20 protein-coding genes, 1 other RNA gene and 1 pseudogene are annotated in these 21,418 nt (G+C 40.6%); 11 read left to right on the top strand and 11 right to left on the bottom strand.

Annotated elements, in window-relative coordinates; translation table 11 throughout:
* Positions 1-8 precede the first annotated feature (8 nt).
* The 5 genes and pseudogenes from fabD to B0183_RS01790 form a co-directional block, all read left to right on the top strand.
* Positions 9-944 carry an ACP S-malonyltransferase gene (gene fabD, locus B0183_RS01810; protein ID WP_021114064.1) on the top strand — a complete coding sequence of 312 codons (936 nt, stop codon included), beginning with the start codon at positions 9-11 and terminating at the stop codon, positions 942-944.
* Between the two features lie 139 nt (positions 945-1,083).
* A complete protein-coding gene (fabG, locus tag B0183_RS01805) occupies positions 1,084-1,809 on the top strand; it encodes a 3-oxoacyl-ACP reductase FabG (RefSeq protein ID WP_010786301.1) in 726 nt (241 codons plus the stop codon).
* 115 nt (positions 1,810-1,924) lie between these two features.
* Positions 1,925-3,211: a branched-chain amino acid transport system II carrier protein gene (gene brnQ, locus B0183_RS01800; protein WP_021114065.1), complete on the top strand. Its 1,287-nt coding sequence runs from the start codon at positions 1,925-1,927 to the stop codon at positions 3,209-3,211.
* A 56-nt stretch (positions 3,212-3,267) separates the two neighbouring features.
* Positions 3,268-4,092, top strand: coding sequence for a bifunctional DNA-formamidopyrimidine glycosylase/DNA-(apurinic or apyrimidinic site) lyase (gene mutM / locus B0183_RS01795; RefSeq protein ID WP_075604743.1), 825 nt, complete (start codon positions 3,268-3,270; stop codon positions 4,090-4,092).
* A 119-nt stretch (positions 4,093-4,211) separates the two neighbouring features.
* A pseudogene (locus B0183_RS01790) lies at positions 4,212-4,337 on the top strand (IS1595 family transposase); the annotation flags it as partial.
* Positions 4,338-4,365: 28 nt separating this feature from the next.
* Here B0183_RS01790 and B0183_RS12910 read toward each other — a convergent pair.
* From B0183_RS12910 to B0183_RS01780, 3 genes are all read right to left on the bottom strand, one after another.
* The gene (locus B0183_RS12910; RefSeq protein ID WP_261468051.1) at positions 4,366-4,494 is read right to left on the bottom strand and encodes a methyltransferase family protein; all 129 of its coding nucleotides are present in this window, start codon (positions 4,492-4,494) and stop codon (positions 4,366-4,368) included.
* A gap of 14 nt (positions 4,495-4,508) precedes the next feature.
* Positions 4,509-4,805, bottom strand: a complete 297-nt coding sequence (locus tag B0183_RS01785; protein ID WP_234802015.1) for a methyltransferase family protein — start codon at positions 4,803-4,805, stop codon at positions 4,509-4,511.
* A gap of 67 nt (positions 4,806-4,872) precedes the next feature.
* Positions 4,873-5,238: a transcriptional regulator gene (locus B0183_RS01780; protein ID WP_005713990.1), complete on the bottom strand. Its 366-nt coding sequence runs from the start codon at positions 5,236-5,238 to the stop codon at positions 4,873-4,875.
* Between the two features lie 140 nt (positions 5,239-5,378).
* Between B0183_RS01780 and B0183_RS01775 the strand changes: the two genes are divergently transcribed.
* Positions 5,379-7,058 (top strand): factor H binding protein domain-containing protein, encoded by a 1,680-nt coding sequence (locus tag B0183_RS01775; RefSeq protein ID WP_021119228.1) that lies wholly within the window; start codon positions 5,379-5,381, stop codon positions 7,056-7,058.
* 92 nt (positions 7,059-7,150) lie between these two features.
* On the top strand, positions 7,151-8,563 hold the full coding sequence (locus B0183_RS01770) for a surface lipoprotein assembly modifier (protein WP_078208239.1): 1,413 nt from the start codon (positions 7,151-7,153) through the stop codon (positions 8,561-8,563).
* Here the strand turns inward: B0183_RS01770 and B0183_RS01765 are convergent.
* The 3 genes from B0183_RS01765 to B0183_RS01755 all read right to left on the bottom strand — a co-directional run bounded on the left by B0183_RS01765 (position 8,560) and on the right by B0183_RS01755 (position 9,725).
* Positions 8,560-9,147: a 5-formyltetrahydrofolate cyclo-ligase gene (locus B0183_RS01765; protein WP_041603256.1), complete on the bottom strand. Its 588-nt coding sequence runs from the start codon at positions 9,145-9,147 to the stop codon at positions 8,560-8,562. The genes B0183_RS01770 and B0183_RS01765 overlap by 4 nt on opposite strands.
* 2 nt (positions 9,148-9,149) lie before the next feature.
* A non-coding RNA gene (gene ssrS, locus B0183_RS01760) (6S RNA) lies at positions 9,150-9,330 on the bottom strand.
* A gap of 65 nt (positions 9,331-9,395) precedes the next feature.
* A complete protein-coding gene (locus tag B0183_RS01755; protein ID WP_071610381.1) occupies positions 9,396-9,725 on the bottom strand; it encodes a cell division protein ZapA in 330 nt (109 codons plus the stop codon).
* A gap of 74 nt (positions 9,726-9,799) precedes the next feature.
* Here B0183_RS01755 and B0183_RS01750 point away from each other — a divergent pair, with 74 nt between their 5' ends.
* Positions 9,800-10,345 (top strand): UPF0149 family protein, encoded by a 546-nt coding sequence (locus B0183_RS01750; protein WP_021117366.1) that lies wholly within the window; start codon positions 9,800-9,802, stop codon positions 10,343-10,345.
* Between the two features lie 24 nt (positions 10,346-10,369).
* Here B0183_RS01750 and nrdD read toward each other — a convergent pair whose 3' ends face one another.
* The 4 genes from nrdD to B0183_RS01730 form a co-directional block, all read right to left on the bottom strand.
* Complete coding sequence (gene nrdD / locus B0183_RS01745) at positions 10,370-12,151, bottom strand: anaerobic ribonucleoside-triphosphate reductase (protein WP_078208238.1); 1,782 nt, start codon at positions 12,149-12,151, stop codon at positions 10,370-10,372.
* Entirely contained in the window at positions 12,148-12,618 is a 471-nt protein-coding gene (gene nrdG / locus B0183_RS01740; RefSeq protein WP_078208237.1) for an anaerobic ribonucleoside-triphosphate reductase activating protein, read from the bottom strand. Before nrdG ends, nrdD begins: the two co-directional genes overlap by 4 nt.
* A gap of 174 nt (positions 12,619-12,792) precedes the next feature.
* Entirely contained in the window at positions 12,793-13,356 is a 564-nt protein-coding gene (locus B0183_RS01735; RefSeq protein ID WP_035495974.1) for an anthranilate synthase component II, read from the bottom strand.
* A complete protein-coding gene (locus tag B0183_RS01730) occupies positions 13,356-14,972 on the bottom strand; it encodes a DNA recombination protein RmuC (protein ID WP_042905434.1) in 1,617 nt (538 codons plus the stop codon). The genes B0183_RS01735 and B0183_RS01730 overlap by 1 nt, the downstream gene beginning before the upstream one ends.
* A gap of 179 nt (positions 14,973-15,151) precedes the next feature.
* Between B0183_RS01730 and hemB the strand changes: the two genes are divergently transcribed.
* The 3 genes from hemB (at position 15,152) to B0183_RS01715 (ending at position 18,182) form a co-directional block, all read left to right on the top strand.
* Positions 15,152-16,174: a porphobilinogen synthase gene (hemB, locus tag B0183_RS01725; RefSeq protein WP_078208236.1), complete on the top strand. Its 1,023-nt coding sequence runs from the start codon at positions 15,152-15,154 to the stop codon at positions 16,172-16,174.
* A 208-nt stretch (positions 16,175-16,382) separates the two neighbouring features.
* Positions 16,383-16,964, top strand: coding sequence for a Crp/Fnr family transcriptional regulator (locus B0183_RS01720; protein ID WP_038515068.1), 582 nt, complete (start codon positions 16,383-16,385; stop codon positions 16,962-16,964).
* A 6-nt stretch (positions 16,965-16,970) separates the two neighbouring features.
* Positions 16,971-18,182, top strand: a complete 1,212-nt coding sequence (locus B0183_RS01715; protein ID WP_021112760.1) for an anaerobic sulfatase maturase — start codon at positions 16,971-16,973, stop codon at positions 18,180-18,182.
* Positions 18,183-18,448: 266 nt separating this feature from the next.
* Here B0183_RS01715 and rapA read toward each other — a convergent pair whose 3' ends face one another.
* The gene (gene rapA / locus B0183_RS01710; protein ID WP_078208235.1) at positions 18,449-21,355 is read right to left on the bottom strand and encodes an RNA polymerase-associated protein RapA; all 2,907 of its coding nucleotides are present in this window, start codon (positions 21,353-21,355) and stop codon (positions 18,449-18,451) included.
* Between the last annotated feature and the right edge of the window lie 63 nt (positions 21,356-21,418).

Genomic DNA, 21,418 nt, shown 5'->3' with positions numbered 1-21,418 from the left:
AACAAACAATGTCTAAATTTGCAATGGTATTTCCAGGGCAAGGTTCACAAGCGGTTGGTATGCTTGCTGATCTTGCACCTGTTTACCCTGTGGTAGAACAAACCTTCAAACAAGCAAGCGATGTGCTTGGTTATGATTTATGGGATTTAGTCCAAAACGGCACGGCGGAAGATTTGGGTAAAACTGAACGCACCCAGCCTGCGTTATTGGCAGCTTCTGTTGCGCTATACCGTATTTGGCAAGAAAAATTCCCTGAGCAAAAACCGGCTGTAATGGCAGGGCATAGCTTGGGCGAATATTCGGCGTTAGTTTGTGCCGGCGTGTTGGATTTCCAAGATGCAATCAAATTAGTCGAATTGCGTGGTCAAGCAATGCAAAGTGCTGTGCCAGCAGGTACTGGGGCGATGTTTGCGATTATCGGCTTAGATAACGATGCGATCATCAAAGCGTGTGAACAAGCAGCAAGTGAAATCGGCGAAGTGGTTTCAGCGGTAAACTTTAACTCACCAGGTCAAGTGGTGATTGCAGGCACAAAAGCAGCGGCAGAGCGTGCAGGAGAATTATGTAAAGAAGCAGGCGCAAAACGTGCGTTACCGTTAGCGGTGAGCGTGCCTTCACACTGTGCGTTAATGAAACCTGCGGCAGAAAAATTAGCGGCGGCATTGCAAAATATTTCGTTAAACGCACCGCTTGTTCCAGTAATTAACAACGTGGACGTAGCCGTTGAAACTGATGCAGATAAAATTCGTGATGCGTTAGTTCGCCAGCTTTATAGCCCTGTTCGTTGGACAGAAACTGTCGAAAAAATGGCACAAGATGGCGTAACAACACTGTATGAAATCGGTCCAAATAAAGTCTTAACAGGCTTAACAAGCCGTATTGTGAAAGAGTTATCGGCAAGAGCGGTAAATGATGTGGCATCGTTTGAGGCGGCGGTGTTTTAATTAAAAAATTCCCCCTTTGAAAAAGGGGGATTAAGGGGGATTTAAAGATCTGGATATTTTCCCGTACCATTTAAAATCCCCCCCTAGCCCCCCCTTTTTCAAAGGGGGAAATGGTTAAATTCAATTAGGAAAAATATACATGCAAAACAAAATCGCATTAGTCACGGGAGCAACTCGTGGAATTGGGCGTGCAATCGCTGAAGAATTAGTGTCTAAAGGTGCATTCGTGATTGGCACGGCAACCTCAGAAAAAGGGGCAGAGGCAATCTCAGCTTCCTTAGGTGACAAAGGCAAAGGCTTAGTGTTAAACGTGGCTGACCTTACCTCAATTGAGCAAGTGCTTGCTCAAATCAAAGAACAGTTTGGCGACATTGATATTCTCGTGAATAACGCAGGGATCACTCGTGACGGTTTATTGATGCGTATGAAAGAAGATGACTGGTTCGACATTATTCAAACCAACTTAACATCAATCTACCGTTTATCTAAAGCGGTATTACGTCCGATGATGAAAAAAGGCGGTCGTATTATCTCTATCGGTTCGGTGGTAGGTTCAGTGGGTAACCCAGGGCAAACCAACTACTGTGCGGCGAAAGCGGGTCTTGTTGGCTTCTCTAAATCACTGGCTAAAGAGGTGGCTTCTCGTGGCGTAACGGTAAACGTGGTTGCCCCAGGTTTTATCGCAACGGATATGACAGACGAACTTACCGAAGATCAAAAAAATGCGATCTTAAGCCAAATCCCAGCAGGCAAACTTGGTTCAGCACAAGATATTGCAAAAGCGGTGGCATTTTTAGCTTCTGATGATGCAGCATATATCAACGGTGAAACCATTCATGTGAATGGCGGTTTATATATGAATTAATTATTTCAAAAAATAAATAAAAGCTGAATTTTGTAATAGGCAAAATTCAGCTTTATTTTTATCTATTATTGTGGATAATAAATCCCTTTTCAAAAATAAACTAGAGAAATACATTATGGTTAAAAATATCTTTGTCATCGGCTTTATGCTGTTTGCAATTTTCTTCGGGGCAGGTAACTTAATTTTCCCACCGAAATTGGGTTTCGATAGCGGAGCAGATTTCTGGACTGCAATTTTAGGCTTTACCTTAACAGGTGTTGGCTTACCTTTAATCGCAACTATCGTTGCAGCTTGCTACGAAGGTGGTTATAAAAAAGCCCTTGAAAATATCCACCCAGCGATTTCGTTGCTTCTCTTAGCGGCAATCTATTTGACAATCGGTCCATTCTTCGCAATTCCGCGTACGGGAGCGACCGCTTATGATATGGCAATTGTGCCGTTTGTAGGTGAGCCTGATTCTACATCGCTATTTATTTTCACAGCTATCTATTTCGGTTTATCACTTTGGTTAAGTCTAAACCCAAGCAAAATGATCGACCGCATTGGTTCAATTTTAACCCCAGCATTATTAATTCTAATTATTGCCTTAGTGATCAAAGCGATAGCTCTATTCTCAGGCGTTGAAACAGCAGAAGCTAAAACCTTAGAATCACCTTTAACAAGCGGTATCTTAGAAGGCTATCAAACAATGGACGCATTAGCAGCCTTTGCTTTCTCTGTGTTAGTGATCAATGGTATTAAAGCAAAAAATGCAAATAGCAACGTATCTTTAGTTAAACAAACGACTTACGCTTCTTTTGTCGCTGCAATTTCATTAGCCGTTATCTATATTTCTATCGGCTGGATCGGTTATAAAATTCCATTAAGTGCAGAAACAGTGGCAGACGTTGCTGCTAAAGGGCAAAACTTAGGGGTATTTATTTTAAATGAAACCACAACCCAAGCCTTTGGTGAATTAGGTCGTACCGTATTAGGTTTCATCGTAACTCTTGCGTGTTTAACCACAGCGATTGGCTTGATTGTATCAACATCAGCTTACTTCAATAGCATTTTCCCGAAAATTTCATACCAAGTTTATGCGGTGATTTTCACGTTAATCGGCTTCGGTTTAGCAAACCAAGGTTTAAATGCGGTAATTAGCAAGTCTGTACCTGTATTACTTGTGTTATACCCGATTTCAATGACTGCATTGTTGGTATTATTAGTGAACTTATTCTTCCCATTACCACGTTTAGCACAAGGTTTATCGATTGTATTTGTAACGGTCATTTCAATCTTATCTGTGGCAGGCGTTGAATTTATTGCTCAACTTCCACTTAAAGCCTACTCAATGGAGTGGTTGCCATTTGCACTTGTTGGCTGTGTGATTGGTTATGTGGTTGGTAAAGTGAAAAAAGATTAATTCATCTTATTTTGTTGTATAGGGGCGTTTTCGCCCCTTTTTTATAAGGAAAAACAATGCCAGAATTACCCGAAGTCGAAACAAGTATGAGAGGCATCTCGCCTTACCTTGTAGGGCAGAAGATCAAAGAGATTATTGTTCGTCAGCCGAAATTACGTTGGGCTGTGAGTTCAGAGCTTTCAACTATGCAAGGGGCGACGATAATTAAGATTTACCGCCGAGCTAAGTATTTAATTATTCAGACAGATAAGGGCGATATTTTAGTTCATTTAGGAATGTCGGGATCGTTGGGTATTTTATCGGTCAAAGAGAATAAGGCGATAGATAAGCACGATCATATCGATCTCATCACAGAAAACGGCGTAATCTTACGTTATAACGACCCACGGAAATTTGGAACCTGGCTTTGGGCAGAGCAAGCTGAAACAGCAGAGTTATTAGCAAATTTAGGACCAGAGCCTCTTTCAGAAGCCTTTACAAGCGGTTATTTATTTGAAAAAAGTCGCAATAAAACGGTTGCTGTGAAAAACTTCATTATGAATAACGCTATCGTCGTTGGCGTGGGCAACATCTATGCTTGCGAATCACTTTTTATGGCTGGAATCCACCCCGAATTAGCCACACAAAATCTAACCGCGAAACAGTGTGAGAGATTAGTCACTGTGATTAAAGAGGTTTTGACAAAAGCGATTATCCAAGGAGGAACGACTTTGAAAGACTTTATTCAACCCGATGGAAAACCTGGATATTTCGCCCAAGTATTACAAGTCTATGGTCGCAAAGGCGAGGAATGTAACGATTGTGGCTCTATTATTGAAGCTAAGGTAATCGGGCAACGAAATAGTTTCTATTGTCCAAAGTGTCAGAGATTACCGAAGTAAATGACATAGTAGACAAATGTGTTAATGTTTTACAAACTATGCGTTTAATCGGTGTTATATAGCACTTGCTACATAACACTGCTTTTTATATGGCATAGCAACCATTTTGTCTACTATTCCTCCGAAAATATAATGGGATTGATCGAAAAAGTTTCCCTTTATTCTTTAAAGAATGTGAATTTCGATTTAACTTTGGAACACCAAAAGAGCAACTTAAAACGTTGAGAAAATGGTGTGGAATTTAGGGCTAATCTAATACAGCCCCTTTATTTATTACAACCAACGAGCAACATTTTGTTTATATTGGCGATAACTCTCTCCAAATTTCTGTTCTAAAATCCGTTCTTCCGGCTCGATTTGAAAACGGGTTATATAAGCAATAAATCCCCACACGACAAGCAATGCGAACGTATTTCCTAACCAAAACGCCCAAGCGGATAATAGACTTGCAACCCTAAATACATCGGATTTCGACTAAAGCGATAAATACCTTGTGTTGTTAAAGCTGATGTTTTATTGGGAGCAAGCGGGTTGATTGTCGTCTTATTTTGCAAAAAAGCCCACAATGCACAAAGATCAACACCAATTCCCAATATCAAACAGATGACCGCAAAGCTCTGATATACCCAGTTAGGTTCTGCATAGTTCGGTAGAAAATAGATAATTACTGCACAAATTAGTGCAACTAAGGGAGGGGGAAGTTTGAGTTCCATAGATTAATCTCACTAAATAAACGATGGAATTATGCTGTTTTCGTTGAATTAACGCCAGTCATTTTATCTATTTATGAAATTCGTGTAGTAATGCCAAAATCGCTTGCTGGCGGTTAGCAGGTAAATTACGAAAATATTTCAACATTAAAATTTCATTTTGAGAAAGGCTCTCCCCTTCAAAATGCTCTTTTCCATAACGTAGCCATTCAGGGCTGATATTTAACCATTTCGATAAGGTTTCGATTTTATCAGGCGTAGGAATAGACTGCCCAATCAGCCAATTATGTACCGCTTGTGGTGTAACAGGCTTGTTCGGGTGACGAAGATTAAATTTGTTTGAAATTTCAGCTAAAGATAAAGATTGAAGCCCAGCCAATTCTAAGGCGACTTTTAATCTTTTGCTAAAGCCTGTTTTATCGGATTCTGAGTGCATTTCTGCATTATGAATAGCTGTAAATCTTTTTTATCAATAAAACGATTTACGCTTTAAATAATTTGATTGATAAATCATTGTTTAGAAAAAGGACAATTACAAGGCTATTTTTAGCATTTTTATTTTATGGAGAAACTCTTATGTCATTGAAAAAAGTAACTTTAGCGAGCTTGATTCTTTTAGGTTTAACTGCTTGTGGAAGTAGTGGTGGAGGCTCATCAGATAGCACCGTAAACCGGAATACCTCACAAACAGCAGAACAACAGGCTCAAGCTGATAAATTAGCCGCTGAAAAAGCGGAAGCCGAACGTTTAGCTACGGAAAAAGCTAAAGAAGCAGAAGTAGCTTCCTCACAATCAGCATTAGCTAAAGAAGAATTAGCCCGTTTAAATAAAGAAAAAGCAGAGGCAGAAAAATTAGCTGCAGAAGCTCAAGCTAAAGCAGAACAGGCTCTAAAAGAAAAAGCAGAAGCAGAAAAATTATCAGCTGCTGCAAAAACTCAATTAGATAATGCAATAAAAAATAAAACCATTGCAGAAAAAGCTGCTGCTGATGCTAAAATCGTTCTTGATAATGCAGTGAAAGCAAAAGCTGAAGCGGAAAGTTTAACTGCTCAAGCTATCGAAGCTAAAAAACAAGCTGATGAAACATTAAAAACTATACAAGAGCAAATTCCAGCAGCAAATAGCGAAAAAGAAAAAGCCCTTGCTGCACAAGAACAAGCAAACCAGAATTTAAAAGAAGCCCAAGCTCAATTAATTCAGGCAACAGCCGATAAAGACGCAGCTATCCGAGCTGCAGCAGAAGCTAAAGCCACACTTGCTGATGCCAATAAACAAAAAGAAGAGGCTTTGCGTTTGGCTACTGAAGCAAATGATGCTAAGAAAGCCGCAGAAGCAGAAAAAGATAATGCGATGAAATTAGCTCAAGATGCTAAAATTGCTGCAGAACAAGCAAAATCTGAAGCAGACGCTGCAAAGCAAGAAGCGGAACGTCTTGCAAAAGAAGCTCAAGAAGCAAAGATTAAAGCAGAGGAGGAACGTTTGGCAGCTGAAAAAGCTCGTCAAGAAAAATTAGCAAGTTTTATTGCGATTGCAAAACAAGCTGGTTTAACTGATGAAGAAGCTACTCAGGTAGCACAAGATAATCTTAATGGAACACTAGAACAGTTACCTAAAGCAATAGAAGTTTTCAAAGCTAAAAAGATTGCAGAAGAGCAAGCTCGATTACAAAGGGAAATTGATAGTACAAAAGGGTTTTCTGAAAATACTTACCAGCAAGGATTTAACCATTTAAACTATTCTTCCTCATCATCTGCTAGCAATAGTTGTGTAAATTCTGTCTGTACAAGCTGGAGTGGCACAACAACCACAGGGAAAACACTCTACAACCAAAAATATTCTGTTGTTTCAGGGGATTACAGTGCAAGACAAGGATTATTAAACGGTTCTTGGATCGATGAATCTTCATTTAGTAATATTCAAGTTAAAGGTTTGAAAACTCAAAAAGATGCAATTCCAAATGAGGGAGCTGCAACTTACTCAGGTAAAGCCTTTGAAGGTAAAACTGCCGGTGATCTAACTTATAACGTTGATTTCGCAACTCGTGTAGGTTCGGGTTCTGTATCAGGATTGCCGGTTGGTCAAGTAACTCTTGGTGAGGCAAATATTAATGGAACAGCACTTTCGGGTAAAGCTAATAGCAATGGTAACTATCGTCTAGAATTCTTTGGACCAAACGCTGAAGAAATTGGCGGTAAAATGTCATTAGATGGTAATAACTACGGCTTAGCAGGCACTCGTGGCGAGATCCAAAAATAATTTGATAACTCTTTTGTTGGGGCGGATCTTGATATCCGCCCATTTTATCAATTTGTGGGCGGACAGTTCGTTCGCCTTGCTACATTGCCTATATGAAATCATCTCAATTCACTTTTATTCTTTTATTTGTAAGCCCGATACTTTTGGCGAATCCTTTTGCTGATCCTGTGAGCTTTGAACGATTGTCACAAGCGGTCGGTTTTGAGCAAAAATTTGCAAAAAAATCGGCGGATCTGACCGCTTCCCCAAAAGCCGTTTTGTCATTGCCTAATCCGCAGAGCCTTGAAGCTCAAATAAACCAAGCGATTATCGAACAACAGTGGCAGCGTTTACCGACATTGTTACAGGCTTATCAACAACAATCTCATTACGATATAACCCTTGTTCATTATGCTTTAGGGGCATTTTATTACGGGCAGCAACGTTATCCTGAGGCGATTGAACATTATCAAGCGGTTTTAGCGCAACAGCCAACATTGGCTTACCCTCGTTTTGATTTAGGAGTAATGCTTTACGAAAATCAACAATACCGCCAAGCTACCGAACAACTTACAATGGCGAAAGCAAATTTAGCCCTGCCAATGCAGCAGCTGACCGAACGTTATTTGGCTAGAATGGCGGAAGAGCAGAGTTGGCAACCAGATTTCAGCCTACAATATGTGCGTACCGATAATGTAAATAATGCTTCCTCTTCGTCTGTGGTAAATATCAATGGACGGCAATTTGTCAAAGATAAAACCGCTTTACCGCAATCAGCGGAAGGTTTTCGTTACGGTATTGGCGTGTCAAAAGCTCATAACTTAGCAGGTAATCACTATCTTAACGGCTCAGTTCATTACAGCGGGGTTTACTACTGGGATAATCAGGATTACAGCGAACAATCGCTCCGTTTTAGTTTGGGCTATCAATATCGCAATGCCAAAATGGGCTTAGGCGTTACACCTTTTATTGAACAAAATTGGTTAGGTAGCCCACGTTATAGCAGACAATTCGGTACAACATTGCACGGTTATCGCTACTTAACGCAAAAATGGATCGTATCCTCTCGTTTAACGCATAGTCAAAAACGTTATCACGATAGTTTAACTGCCAGCCGTTATAATGGTTTTCAAAACAGTGGCGCTTTGACATTACGTTGGCAAGCGGTCAGATCTTGGCAAATTTTTGCAAGTATTGAAGCTAATCGAGATCAAACTAAAGAAAAAGCCTCTTCTTCCCATAAAATTGGGGGAACGCTTGGTGTTATTTACCGTTGGAAAAATTGGGGCAGCGAACTCAGCGGAGGCTATGCCAAACGCAATTTTGAAGGGAAACATTACCTTTACGGCTATAAGCGTGTCGATAATGAATATCGGGCGAATTGGTCATTGTGGAATAAACAATGGACTTGGAAAGGGTTAATGCCGAAGCTGAATTTTAGTTATGTGAAAATTCGAAGCAATATGCCTGATTTCTATTCAAGAAAAACTGGAGAATGGTTTTTGACGGTGGAAAAACGGTTTTAGGCTTGATTTCCTACCACCACATAATCCAACGGCTCGTCCCAACTCTCCAACGGCAAATACTCCAACTGCTGACATTGATGAGCCAACCCAACGCTGATTAACTGTTTAGCTTGAGAAAGGGTGCGGTCGTAAAAGCCGCCACCCATTCCCAGCCGATTGCCTTGTGTGTCACAGGCAACCAGTGGGACGAAGATCATCTCTAACTCATTGAGTGGCAACACATTTCGTACATCTAATTTCGGTTGCAAAATCCCAAAGCGATTTCGTTCTAACTGTGCTTCCCCTTGATATTGGAGAAAAAGCAGTTGGTTGGCTGAAAAGGGGTGTAGCACGGGAAGATAGATTTTTTTGCCTTGTTTGATAAGTCTATCCATTAACGCAAGCGGTGAGATTTCACCGTTAAATGGCAAATAAAAGGCAATATGTTGAGCGGAATAACGTTCAATGAGTTCTAATGATTTTAGGATAATATCTTGTGCCGCAAAGGCTTGTTCATCAGCGGTTAAGGCTAGACGTTTGGCTCGCATCTGCTTGCGAAGTTGATAGCGTTGTTCGCTTATAGAAAGTGGAGAAATATCGTTCATAAAAAAGACCCGAAGTGCCGTCATCAGTTGTGGTCCTTGAACCAGACGGTCCAAGGGAGTCGAACATTATCGTTTTTAGGCTTCTCGTAAACGAGCCTGCTCACCAACAATATAAGAGCTCAACTCAAAGTGTTTTAAATATCGGCTCAGGGACGTAACTAACAACGCACACCTCAGGCAAAGAGAATACTAACGGAATTTGCTAATTTTTCCTAGTGTTCAGATCAATAAAATCATAGAAATTCGCTTTATTCGTTATTTTCTTGACCAACAGAAACCGAATCCATCCCACTAGATTGGAATTTTGCAAGAGAGCTGTCTAACTGCTCTACACACGCCATTAACACATTTTTATTTTCAGCATTTTTGCGTTGTTCTTGTTCTAATTCATAGTTGAGATTTAAGGCAACGATCGACAACACTTTTTCAAGCTGAATAATACCAGATTGCTCTTTTAGCTCTGCAACTCGATCTTCTAACCGCTTGGCTGAAGCCAATAACGCTTCTTGTTGTTCTGGCGGGCAGTATAAACGTAGCACTTGTCCAAAGAGCGATAATTCAATGTTATTTTTCGACATTGTTGAGAAATCCTTACGAACACAAAAATTTTTGCTATTATGCCACCCTTTGAACAAATCACAAATAATCTAATATGGCAATTTCACAATCAAACGACTTTAAACAACTGATTTCTGAGTTACAAATCGACTACACCCCTGCTGAGTTTCACGGTTTTTTAAGTGGATTAATCGCTGGCGGTATTCAAGATGAGTCTTGGAAAACATTAACCTATCAATTTACCAATGATGGATACGCATTTTCTCAAGCTCCACTTGCAAAATTAACCAAATTTTATCAACAACTTAGCGAAAGTTTTGATGAAACGAATACGCTTTTTTCATTGTGGTTAAATGAAGAAGACGGTTTTGCAATGGCAGATGGTATTGCTGAATGGACAGGGCATTTTTTACTTGGGTTAGGTTTAGCACAGCCCACTTTACAGCAAGAAACCAACGAAGTTGGCGAAGCCATTGATGATTTAGATGAAATCGCTAAATTAGGTTATAGTGAAGAAGATAAAAATGATGAATTGCTAGACGCTGGCGAAGAAATTATTGAATATCTACGAGTTGTTACACTCTTTTTACATAGCCATTTCGCCACACCTAAAATGGCGGAAAAGCCAAAGGTTCATTAATATCAGGGGCATACGCCCCTTTTATTATGCTGCTTGGCGATGATAATGCCTTAACGCCTGCTCTTTTTGACGAGCAGAACTAAAAGACGAAATACGTTTTAAATAGCCAATGACTCTGGTTGCGTGATCGATGTCTTTAGAACCGCAACAGCTACACTGCGAAAGGGTACGTTTATCAATATGGTCACAGGCATTACATAGGGTGATTTTCACATTGATACAAAAATAGTTACAGCCTGTTTTTGCCGCAATGTCTAATAGTGAGCGGTAGCTCTGCTGGCTTAAGGCTTCTTCTAAATTCAGATGTAATGCCGAACCTCCATCAAGGTATTCAACCAACGCTTTTCCGTGTAATAGGAATTTATCTAACGCATTGATTTGTTCATCTTCCACCACATAAAAATAAGAGTTATAGCACTCTCTCGGTACAACATAGCCCGCTTCCCTATCCCATTTCGCATTCTTCACCCCTAAATTTTCCGCAGGGACAAATTCGGTATTAAATTTCACGCCGTAGGTTTTGCAAGCGGTCTGATTGGCTTGATAAATTGCAAATAGTCGCTCACGCACAAAATCAATATATTCTGAATTGTACCCCACCTTAATGCCCCGAAACTCTGCCGCTTCGACCATTCCGTTAATACCAATTGTCAGGAACTGCTTATCTAATGAGATAAACCCAGCATCATAAACAGGTAACATTCCCTCATTGAGATAATCTTCCATTAGCTTTCGGTAAGCATATTGATATTGATGGATCTTACCGACTTCTGTCACTAAATCTCGTCCATCTTGCTCCAAACGGTTCATATTGAGTGTAATAACATTAATTGAGCCAGTTGCAACACCACCAGCCCCTAAGGAGTAAGAAAAAGAGTGATCGGCAATTTCATTGCGTAAACGGCAACAAGATGCAAGCGAATCAGGATTATCCGATTGATAAATAAAGAAGGAATTTCCTTCGGCTAAGGCTTTTGCCATTTTATCGGCAAAATCACTGTCTTTGCATTTGCCATTTTCAGTCAGCATTGCCGCTGTCACGACTGGAAAGGTTAAAATCGCTTTTGTCCGCTCTTGATTAAACCACTGCATAAAGAAATCTTGCAACGCTGATGTGGTTTGCCAATTTGGCACTGTGAGATCAGGAAAAACAAAATTGCCGAACATCGCATTAAAATAGTAATGGTCGTAAATGGAAATATTCCAAAAGACACTTTGATAACCACGAGCGGCAGCAGGTTGATTAATGCTATACACCACTTGCTGTAAATGGTTGGCAATTTCGTGTTGATGTGTTTGAAGATAATTATCGCCATAATCCTTACGAGCAAAATAGTCAAAATAGGTCAAAAACTCGACGGTTGCCACTGCCCCTGCAAATTGAGAGCTAATCGCAAAGACAAGGTTAATAAAAGATCCACAAAAAGAGGCAAGGTGTTGTGGTGCTCGAGATTCCCCACCCAGTTTGGTTAAACCGTCTCTTAAAAAAGGATAAAGTGTTACCGATACACAATAAGGCTTCAGACTGGTTTCATCGTGAACATAGATTTCGTGTGCTTCAATTTGACGCAGATATTCGTCCGCAAGGGATTGACCAAAAATCTCTGCAATTTTACCGCTTACTTTGGCTCGATTGATTTGTACAAAGAAATCCTTCATCAATTCCTGTTCCATTGTTGCTAAATTCTTTTGGGTAACATTAGCGTTAGCGTCCATTTTTGAACCGTCCGCCGCATTTTTAGCGTGAATGTATTGGTCGATAAAATTTAATTTGCCGAGTAGTTGCGAGTGTTCAAGTCTAATCATTGTTTATCCTGTCTAAAATGTGCATTTAGCACTTCACCTGTTTGAAGATTAATAAATCGTTGGTTTGTGGTAATACAATTTAACCCGCCAAGTTCAGCAATCCAGCGACCTGTTTTGACATAGTCCAACACTGCTAAAATCTCTTGTGGCAGTTGCTCAAGCTCTAATCCTGTATAAAGACAAGTTTTTAAACCAGACTGACGAACAAGCTGTAATCGTTGCAATAACAATTCAGGCAACCATTCTCCCCCCATAAACAACACACAACTAATCAGCCCTTGATATTGCGCTAATCGCTGTTGTAAGTAAATTTCTGAGAGAAACTGACCGCTTCCAAGTTTCCAACTTTCTATGCTGTGGCAACCTTTACAACCTAAAGGACAACCTGAAATTAGAAAAGCTAAAGAGGTTTCATTGGGGACTTCTTGCCACACAATCTGTTCTGAAATAAAACGGATCTGTTTCATTATATAACCACTATATCTTGTGGCTTTAAACCATTAAAAACACAATATGTAGTAGTTTATGCATTTTAATGTAAAGGGAATTGATAAAAATCAAAGTGAGTGAAATCACTTTGATAAGCTCAAAAGAAAAGGAAGAAAATCAAAAGGATAGAAAATGTAAATTTTTTTGTATGATTAATGCCCCAGCCAATTTCTCAACATCTGTTCCCCGTATTCCGTAATAAAAGACTCAGGGTGAAATTGCACGCCATAGATCGCAAGAGAGCTATGTTTAACTGCCATTAATACGCCTTGATCGCAAGTTGCAGTAGCAACAAGCGGTGTATTTTCTAATGATTTTTGCGAAATCGCCCAAGAATGGTATAAGCCGATATTGAATTGCTTCGGTAAATTTTTAAACAATGGGTTGGCTTGTTGCTGAATTAATGGGTGTTGCTGTCCGTGGCGAACTTGATTAAGATTGTAGAGTTCACCGCCAAAAAATTCGCATAAGGTTTGGTGTCCAAGACAAACCCCTAAAATTGACTTATGTTGGTGATAACGTTCTAGCATTGCAAATAGTTGTGGATATGCTCTTGGTACATCAGGACCTGGTGAAATCATAATATGACTAAAACGTTCCACGTCGTCTAAATCTAACTCTTCCACCGACACCACCTGCATTTCAACCCCGATTTTGCGTAATAAATCAACAAGGTTAAAAGTAAAAGAGTCGTGATTATCAATAATAAGCAACATTAAACATTATCCTGTGTTATCGGTTTTTCAACCAGTAAATGTAAACGAGTCGTATCCCAATCGGTTTCAAGTAATTCAACTTGTGGCGTTGTCTGATGTGCCTTAGCGGAAAGCTGTTGGAACCGCTCGACTTTCCCTAGTAATCCCTGTTTACCGACCAGTGCTGTTACACTTTGGTTATATTGATTGCTCGCTGTATTCAAGGTGTTACCCAATTTAGCAAGACGCTCTGCAATGACGCAAACCTGGTTATAAATATCCCCTGCTTTTTCACTGATCTCTCGTGCCTCTGCATTACCTCGCTCAATTCGCCATAAATTTGCGACTGTGCGTAAAATCGGCATTAATGTTGTGTGAGAAACCAAAATGACATTACGTTCATAGCCATAATTAAAGAGCTGTGGATCGTGCTTCATTGCTTCAATATAAGCAGGTTCAATCGGTACAAACATCAACACGAAATCAGGACTTTTTATCCCAATCAACTGGCTATAATTTTTCTTAGACAATCCATCAATGTGAGTACGAAGTGAACGGCAGTGTTCATCAAGTGCTTGTTGAATTGCAAAATTATCTTCGGATCGTACCGCTTGATCGTAGGCAATCAAGGAAACTTTACTGTCTAAAATCAAATGCTTATCGTCAGGCAACTTCACCACAAAATCAGGAGCAAAGCGTTTTCCCTCTTCATCTCGGTAGCTCTCTTGGGCAACATAATGTTCCCTAGCCAAAAGCCCTGCTGTTTGTAACGCACTTTCTAACTGAATTTCTCCCCAGTTTCCTGCAATTTTATTATTGCCTTTTAATGCCGTAGTGAGATTTTGTGCTTCCTGTGACATTGACAGCCCAATCTCAAGCACGCGTTTGATCTCAGCCCCTAAATCCGCATTGCCTTTTATTGCTTCACTATGCACCTCATTGACACGTTTTTGGAAACTTTCGATCTGCTCTTTAAAAGGCTTGAGCAGTAAATCGAGTGCTGACTGATTACTCTCAGAAAAGGATTTACTCTTTTCTTCCAGAATTTGTTGAGCAAGATGTTGAAATTCAACATTTAACTGCTGGCGGACTTCTAGGAAATTCTTCTGTTGAGCTTCAAAATTTGCCTGTTTTTCCGAAAGTGTCGTGCGTAATTCCGTTAATTCTTGCTGTGATTGGGAAAATTTAGCCTGTAACTGACCGCTTTCTGCTTGCTGATGTTGTAGCTGTAACTGAGTTTGTTGTAACTGTTCTTCCAAACTTTCCGCTTTAGTCTGAGCCGAACCGATCCGCTCTTTTAATTCATTAATATAACGCTCTAGTTGGTCTTCCTGTAATTCTGCCTGCTCAAGCTGTTGCTGAAGTTTTTGAATCGCTAAATCTCGTTCATTTAAACGCTCAAGGGTTGATTCTGCTTTTGTCTGTTGCTGAACGGCAAATTGTTCTACTTGATTTTTTTCAAGGGAAATTTGCTCATATTTTTGCGAGAGCGTTGAAAACTGCTGTTGCAATTGTTCAAGATCCTGTTGTCGTTCTTGACTATCTCGTTGTGAACGGGAATAGCTAAAAAAGAGCCAAAGTGAGATCAATAAGAGTAATGCTATCGTTGCATAAAGCCAAATTGGGTCGAGATTCATAGGAATATATACTGTAAAAATAACTAGTGTTATTTTAACGAGTTTTGCTGTTAAAAAGCAAGGGCGAAAAGTAGAGTCAGAATGGGACAGCTGTGCTCTATATAAAAAATTGCTACAATAGCCCACTATTATAGCCTTGCCTATATACAAGCTATCGTTTTTTACAAATAGGATTTTATATGACCCAATATCTTTCAACTTCATTTCCAGCTCACCGCCCTCGCCGCTTACGCAAACACGATTTTAGTCGCCGTCTAGTTGCTGAAAATAGCTTAACTACGAGTGATTTAATTTACCCTGTATTTATCATTGAAGGGGAAAATCAACGTGTAAGAGTGCCTTCAATGCCAGGTGTTGAACGTTTAACTTTAGATCAATTACTGATTGAAGCGGAATTATTAGTCAAATATGGTGTGCCCGCTATCGCGCTTTTCCCTGTGGTTGGTGATGCAAAAAAATCACTGATGGCAGAAGAAGCTTATAATCCTGACAGTTTGGCACAACGTGCAGTAAGAGCGTTAAAACAAGCCTTTGGAGAAAAATTGGGCGTGATTACAGATGTGGCGCTTGACCCATTTACGACTCACGGACAAGACGGCATTATTGATGAAGATGGTTATGTGGTAAACGACATTACGACCGAAATCCTAGTGAAGCAAGCGCTTTCTCACGCACAAGCAGGCGCAGATATTGTCGCACCAAGTGATATGATGGACGGCCGTATTGGTGCAATCCGCCAAGCACTTGAGGCTCACGGTTTTATCAATACTCAAATTATGGCGTATTCTGCGAAATATGCGTCAAACTATTATGGACCTTTCCGTGATGCAGTCGGCTCTGCGGGTAACTTAAAAGGTGGTAACAAGAAAACCTATCAGCTTGATCCTGCAAATGGAAATGAAGGGTTGCACGAAGTCGCTCTTGATATTCAAGAAGGGGCAGATATGGTGATGGTCAAGCCAGGTATGCCTTATTTGGATTTAGTTTACCGTGTAAAAGAGACTTTTGGTGTGCCAACTTTTGCCTACCAAGTATCAGGGGAATATGCGATGCATATGGCCGCGATTCAAAATGGTTGGCTCAAAGAAAAAGAGTGTATTATGGAGTCACTGCTTTGTTTTAAACGTGCGGGGGCAGATGGGATTTTGACCTATTTTGCGAAGCAGGTAGCAGAGTGGTTGTATCAAGAAAAGTATAAATGAGCTGAGTTACGGAGAACATGGCGCTACTATTCCAATACCTTCTATATGGAACTTTAATTTTGAAGTAGAATTACTGGACATTGCCCCTATATTGCGTTTAACTCTGTACTATTATTTATAATTGATAAAATGTAAAATTTTTCCAATCTGAATATTGGGTAGAATAATTAAATGAATTAATAAAAATTCTGGTATGTCAGGAAATAAAATGCTTATGAATTTGCTACATCCAACCGATTTAAAACGGTGCCAACTCACCCATCTTCATTCCTTCACTAAAGGAATGACCGTATATAAACAAGGCGAAACCGCTAAAGAGTTTTATTATGTCAATAATGGACTTATTGGGCTTTATCACACCTTAGATAACGGCAAAGAGAGTCTTGTTCGTCTATATCAAAAAGGGGATTATTTCGGTTATCGAACATTGTTTGGCGATGACGGCTACCATTGCAATGCCAAAGTTTTGGTTGAAGCGGAGATCATTCGGATTAAACCAAAAGACATTGATACTTTCTTCGTAGAAAATCCGAAGATGAGCAAATTTTTGTTGCAATCCCTTGCAAATGAACTGCGAGAAGCGGAACAACGCTTGGCAAAAAGTGCCTATTTACGCACCCTTGATCGTGTTATCGACAGCATTTATTTTCTCACGGAAAACTTCCCTTACTATAACTGGACGCACCGTGAAATTGCCGAATATGCAGGGTGTGAAACCGAAACAGCGATCCGTATTACTAAAGAGTTGAAACGCAACGGTTTATTACAAGATTGGCATAAACAGAAGTAGGTCACTATGTTTGAAAACGCCCCCAAAGCCCATTTTCATTTGATGGCAAAACCGAGTAGCTTTCAATGTAACATCAAATGTGAATACTGCTTTTATCTTGAAAAAGAATATACCATTGAGCAAGATGTGCGTTTTATGAATGAAGACACCTTGCGAAATTATGTGCGTAATTACATTCAATCAAGTGCAGGACAACGGGTTGAATTTGCGTGGCAAGGGGGTGAGCCAACGTTATTAGGTTTGGATTTTTTTAAACAAGCGGTCAGATTTCAGCAAGAATTTGCAAACGGCAAAACGATCACCAATGCTTTTCAAACCAATGGCATCGCCCTAAATCGCCAATGGGCAGAATTTTTCAAAACACATCAATTTTTGATTGGTATTTCGATTGATGGCTTGAGCGAAGTACATAACAAATATCGCATATCAGTCAATGGTCAGCCGACCTTTGAACGGGTCAAACGAGCGGTAGATTTATTGAAAGACTACGGTGTGGAGTTTAATACATTGACGGTGATTAACGATCAAAATTGGCATAAAGGCAGAGAAACCTACCTTGCTTTAAAAGAGTTGGGTTCAACCTTTATGCAATTTATCCCGATTGTCGAAACAGGCTGTGGCACAGCACCTTTTGCAAAAAAGGAAGTAAAACCGACCGCTTTTTCTGTGCCACCGCAAGGTTATGGGCATTTTTTGCTTGAAGTGTTTAAAGAGTGGGTGCAACAGGATGTCGGCAAAATTTATGTGTTGGAATTTGACAATCTGCTTGGGCAATGGCTTGGCTACCCGTCAAGCAGTTGTGTTCATCAAGAAACCTGTGGCGAGTCGCTGATTGTGGAAGCGAATGGTGATGTCTATTCCTGCGACCATTTTGTCTATCCAGCGTATAAGGTGGGTAATTTAAATGAACAGCCTTTGGGCGAGATTGTGCATTCCCAACCACAACGCAACTTTGGACAACAAAAAAGAACCGCACTCACTCAGCCCTGTTGGGCTTGTGATGTGCGACCGTTTTGTCACGGCGGTTGCCCGAAACATCGAATGATTAGCCTACCAAATGAAGCAAATAAACATAACTACCTTTGCCAATCCTACCAACTCTTTTTCCGCAAAACTGCTTCATTTATGCGAAAAATGCGAGATATTATTCGCAGTGGTGGATCAGCTGGGGATATTGTGAATTTTATTGGCGATAAAGATGCTAACAAGAATATATAACAAATATTACTCATTGGATAAAAAAAGAATACAGCCATATGACCTTCATGCTAATAAAAGAGTTATAAAAAAGGTAGTCCTGAGGTCAGCTGAAGAAAGAAAAATCTTATATTTATCAATGAGTTTCTAACCTTTATCTAAAAAAGAAGGTGTAATAGACAAAATAGTTGCTGATTCGTCAAAAACTATGCCAAGAGGACAAAACAGTTGCTAGTGTTTATTTTCTCTAAATGTTAGCAACACTTTTGTCTACTATGCCTTTTAAGTTAACTGCTCACAATCACCCTCAAGCTATCCAATCGCCAATTTGCTTGGTCTAGATGTTTCAGTGATGCTTCTCGCAACTGCTCTAGGGCTTGAATTTCATCAGCACGAATGTTTTTATTCACTGCTTGTAGTGATGTCAAGCGGTGTAATTCTGTACCTAAAGTGTGATCCGCATTCTGTTTTGCTTGTTCAATTAAGGATTGTGCCTGTGGCACAACTTTTTCATTACTGAATGCGATCAGCTTCTCAATATCACCACGAGCCATCTTCGCAATTTTATTTGCCATCTGTTTATTGACCGGCTTGAGCTGTTTTTCCAACCCTGCAAACGACACCTGCGATGCCATATCGTTGCCTTTGTTATCCAGCAAGATACGCACAGGCGTTGGCGGTAGGAAACGGGTGAGCTGTAAATCTTTTGGTGCTTGGGCTTCTACGATATAGATCGCTTCAAGCAGTAATGTGCCTGCCGGCAAGTTTTTATTGACGAGTAATGAAACAGCACTCTTACCAATATCGGCGGACGTAATAAGATCGATACCGTTGCGGATCATAGGGTGATCCCACGTTAAGAACAACACATCTTCTCGCATTAGGGCAAGTTCACGATCAAAAGTCACTGTGTTGCCTTCTTCAGACAACCCTGGGAAATCAGGCACAAGCATATGTCCTGTCGGGCTAATCACAATGCTTTTCTCGCCTAAATCTTCCTGCTCTAGACCAATCACATCAAATAGATTTAAGGCAAAATTGACCAACTGCGGATTGTCGTCTTGTTCAGCAATAGCTTGAGCTAATTGTTGAGCAGTTTCACCGCCGTTCGAGTTGAGTTCTAACAGACGATCTCGCCCTTTTTCTAATTCCACTTTAAGCTGTTGTTGGCGTTTATGGGTTTGTTCCACAAAGGCTTCAAAGGCTTCGCTACGTTCTGGGTTGAGTAGGTAAGCGGTGAGTTCCGCATGAAATTCTCTAAATAATGTCGCCCCCATCGGACAAGTTTCTTCAAAGGCATTTAAGCCACGATGATACCATTCCGCCAAGATCAACTGGGTGGAGTGATTGAAACAAGGCACATAGATTTCAATATCGTGTTTTTGCCCAATACGGTCTAAACGCCCGATACCCTGCTCAAGTAAGTCTGGATTATCAGGCAAATTAAACAGTACTAAACGGCGTGCAAACTGGAAGTTTCGACCTTCTGAACCGATACTTGAACTAATCAGAACCTGCGCGCCATCTTCTTGTTGAGCAAAGTAAGCCGACGCTTTATCTCGTTCCACAATCGACATTTTTTCGTGGAACACCGCAGAGCGAATGGCTTCTTTTTCACGCAACACTTGTTCTAGCTGAATGGCGGTGTCTGCTTGTTTACAAATTACTAGAATTTTTTCATCACGATGATTTTTCAAGAACGTAATTAACCACTCAATGCGTGGATCAAACTCGTGCCACTTCGCATTTGGGTTCATACGTTGGAATAGGCGTTCAGGGTAGAGCAGATCTTCCATCTTATTTCCCCACATCATACCCATTACCTTCAAGGCATTTGCATATTGCGTAGGCATTTCCAACACAATTTCATTGTAAATACGATGTGGGAAGCCTTTTACGCCTTGACGAGTATTGCGGAATAGCACACGGCTTGTTCCGTGTCGGTCAATTAACTCACTAATTAACTCTTGGCGGACTTCCCGACGCTGTTCTTCGCTAGCATCCGAATTAATAATACGGAACATCGGCTCAACATCTTCTTCCGCCAGCAATTCGCTGATACTTTCCTGCTCTTTGGCACTTAACGGCTTATCGTTAAGCAAGGTAGCGACTGCATCGGCGACAGGCTGATACTGCTTCTGTTCTTCCACAAAGGCGTGATAATCGTAGAAACGGTCGGGATCTAACAGGGCTAAACGAGCGAAATGGCTCTCTTGCCCTAATTGCTCAGGGGTCGCCGTGAGCAACAAGACTGCTGAAATCTGCTTGGAGAGTTGTGCAACAAACTGATATGCCATACTTGGATTTTGCTCGTCCCATTCCAAATGGTGAGCTTCATCAACAATCAACATATCCCAATCGGCATCAAGCACTTGTTTTGCACGTTGTGGATTTGCCGACAACCAATCGATAGAGGCAATCACTAAGGCTTCCGTTTCAAACGGATTTTCACTGATGTCATTATTATCTTCATCTTTCTTAGTGAAATCGGCACAACGTTCCTCATCAAACAGAGAAAAATTCAGGCTAAAACGACGAAGCATTTCAACCAGCCATTGATGCTGTAAACTTTCCGGCACAAGCACCAACACACGATCCACTCGTCCAGAGAAAAGCTGTTGTTGCAAAATCATACCAGCTTCAATGGTTTTCCCCAAACCCACTTCATCAGCCAGCAACACACGAGGGGAAAGGCGTTGCCCAACTTCTTTAGCAATATGTAATTGATGGGGAATTAGGCTTGCACGAATACCACGCATTCCACGCAGTTCAGATTGAAACTGGGCTTGTTGATGTTTCAAAGCACGATAACGCAGGGCGAAACGATCACTGCGATCAATTTGGGCGGAAAATAAACGATCCTGCGGTTTACTAAAACTCACTTTATGATCGAGTTGCATCTCAGGCAGAACGCTCTCTTCTTGAGTATCGACACGTTTACCTAAATAGAGCGCAACCTCTTGATTTTCAACGACATCTTCAATATCTAACTGCCAGCCATCAACACTGGTAACACGATCGCCTTTTTGGAATTGCACACGGGTTAAAGGGGCAACGGCAACAGCGTACACACGTTGTTCGTCCGATGCAGGAAATGAAAGGGTCACAGTGCGGTTATCCACTGCGGTGACAATGCCTAATCCTAAGTTATTTTCCGACTCACTAATCCAACGTTGTCCGACTACAAAGCTCATACTTACCTCTCTGCTATTCTACTAAAATTTTCGGGGACTATCTGATCTTGGTGGAGCAAGCGG

Source organism: Glaesserella parasuis (assembly GCF_002015085.1).
GTDB lineage: Bacteria > Pseudomonadota > Gammaproteobacteria > Enterobacterales > Pasteurellaceae > Glaesserella > Glaesserella parasuis.
The sequence above is the reverse complement of the archived record's forward strand: the minus strand, read 5'-3'. Positions and strand labels throughout refer to the sequence as shown.

What these genes read in the sequence shown, in the direction of transcription:
- B0183_RS01775 (WP_021119228.1), top strand. Translation starts at nt 5,379, where the DNA reads ATGTCATTGAAAAAAGTAACTTTAGCGAGCTTGATTCTTTTAGGTTTA.
- rapA (WP_078208235.1), bottom strand. Translation starts at nt 21,355, where the DNA reads ATGAGCTTTGTAGTCGGACAACGTTGGATTAGTGAGTCGGAAAATAAC.
- B0183_RS01785 (WP_234802015.1), bottom strand. Translation starts at nt 4,805, where the DNA reads ATGGAACTCAAACTTCCCCCTCCCTTAGTTGCACTAATTTGTGCAGTA.
- brnQ (WP_021114065.1), top strand. Translation starts at nt 1,925, where the DNA reads ATGGTTAAAAATATCTTTGTCATCGGCTTTATGCTGTTTGCAATTTTC.
- mutM (WP_075604743.1), top strand. Translation starts at nt 3,268, where the DNA reads ATGCCAGAATTACCCGAAGTCGAAACAAGTATGAGAGGCATCTCGCCT.
- nrdG (WP_078208237.1), bottom strand. Translation starts at nt 12,618, where the DNA reads ATGAAACAGATCCGTTTTATTTCAGAACAGATTGTGTGGCAAGAAGTC.
- B0183_RS01765 (WP_041603256.1), bottom strand. Translation starts at nt 9,147, where the DNA reads ATGAACGATATTTCTCCACTTTCTATAAGCGAACAACGCTATCAACTT.
- B0183_RS01770 (WP_078208239.1), top strand. Translation starts at nt 7,151, where the DNA reads ATGAAATCATCTCAATTCACTTTTATTCTTTTATTTGTAAGCCCGATA.
- B0183_RS01735 (WP_035495974.1), bottom strand. Translation starts at nt 13,356, where the DNA reads ATGTTGCTTATTATTGATAATCACGACTCTTTTACTTTTAACCTTGTT.
- B0183_RS01730 (WP_042905434.1), bottom strand. Translation starts at nt 14,972, where the DNA reads ATGAATCTCGACCCAATTTGGCTTTATGCAACGATAGCATTACTCTTA.
- B0183_RS01750 (WP_021117366.1), top strand. Translation starts at nt 9,800, where the DNA reads ATGGCAATTTCACAATCAAACGACTTTAAACAACTGATTTCTGAGTTA.
- B0183_RS01780 (WP_005713990.1), bottom strand. Translation starts at nt 5,238, where the DNA reads ATGCACTCAGAATCCGATAAAACAGGCTTTAGCAAAAGATTAAAAGTC.
- B0183_RS01720 (WP_038515068.1), top strand. Translation starts at nt 16,383, where the DNA reads ATGCTTATGAATTTGCTACATCCAACCGATTTAAAACGGTGCCAACTC.
- B0183_RS01715 (WP_021112760.1), top strand. Translation starts at nt 16,971, where the DNA reads ATGTTTGAAAACGCCCCCAAAGCCCATTTTCATTTGATGGCAAAACCG.
- fabG (WP_010786301.1), top strand. Translation starts at nt 1,084, where the DNA reads ATGCAAAACAAAATCGCATTAGTCACGGGAGCAACTCGTGGAATTGGG.
- hemB (WP_078208236.1), top strand. Translation starts at nt 15,152, where the DNA reads ATGACCCAATATCTTTCAACTTCATTTCCAGCTCACCGCCCTCGCCGC.
- B0183_RS01755 (WP_071610381.1), bottom strand. Translation starts at nt 9,725, where the DNA reads ATGTCGAAAAATAACATTGAATTATCGCTCTTTGGACAAGTGCTACGT.
- fabD (WP_021114064.1), top strand. Translation starts at nt 9, where the DNA reads ATGTCTAAATTTGCAATGGTATTTCCAGGGCAAGGTTCACAAGCGGTT.
- nrdD (WP_078208238.1), bottom strand. Translation starts at nt 12,151, where the DNA reads ATGATTAGACTTGAACACTCGCAACTACTCGGCAAATTAAATTTTATC.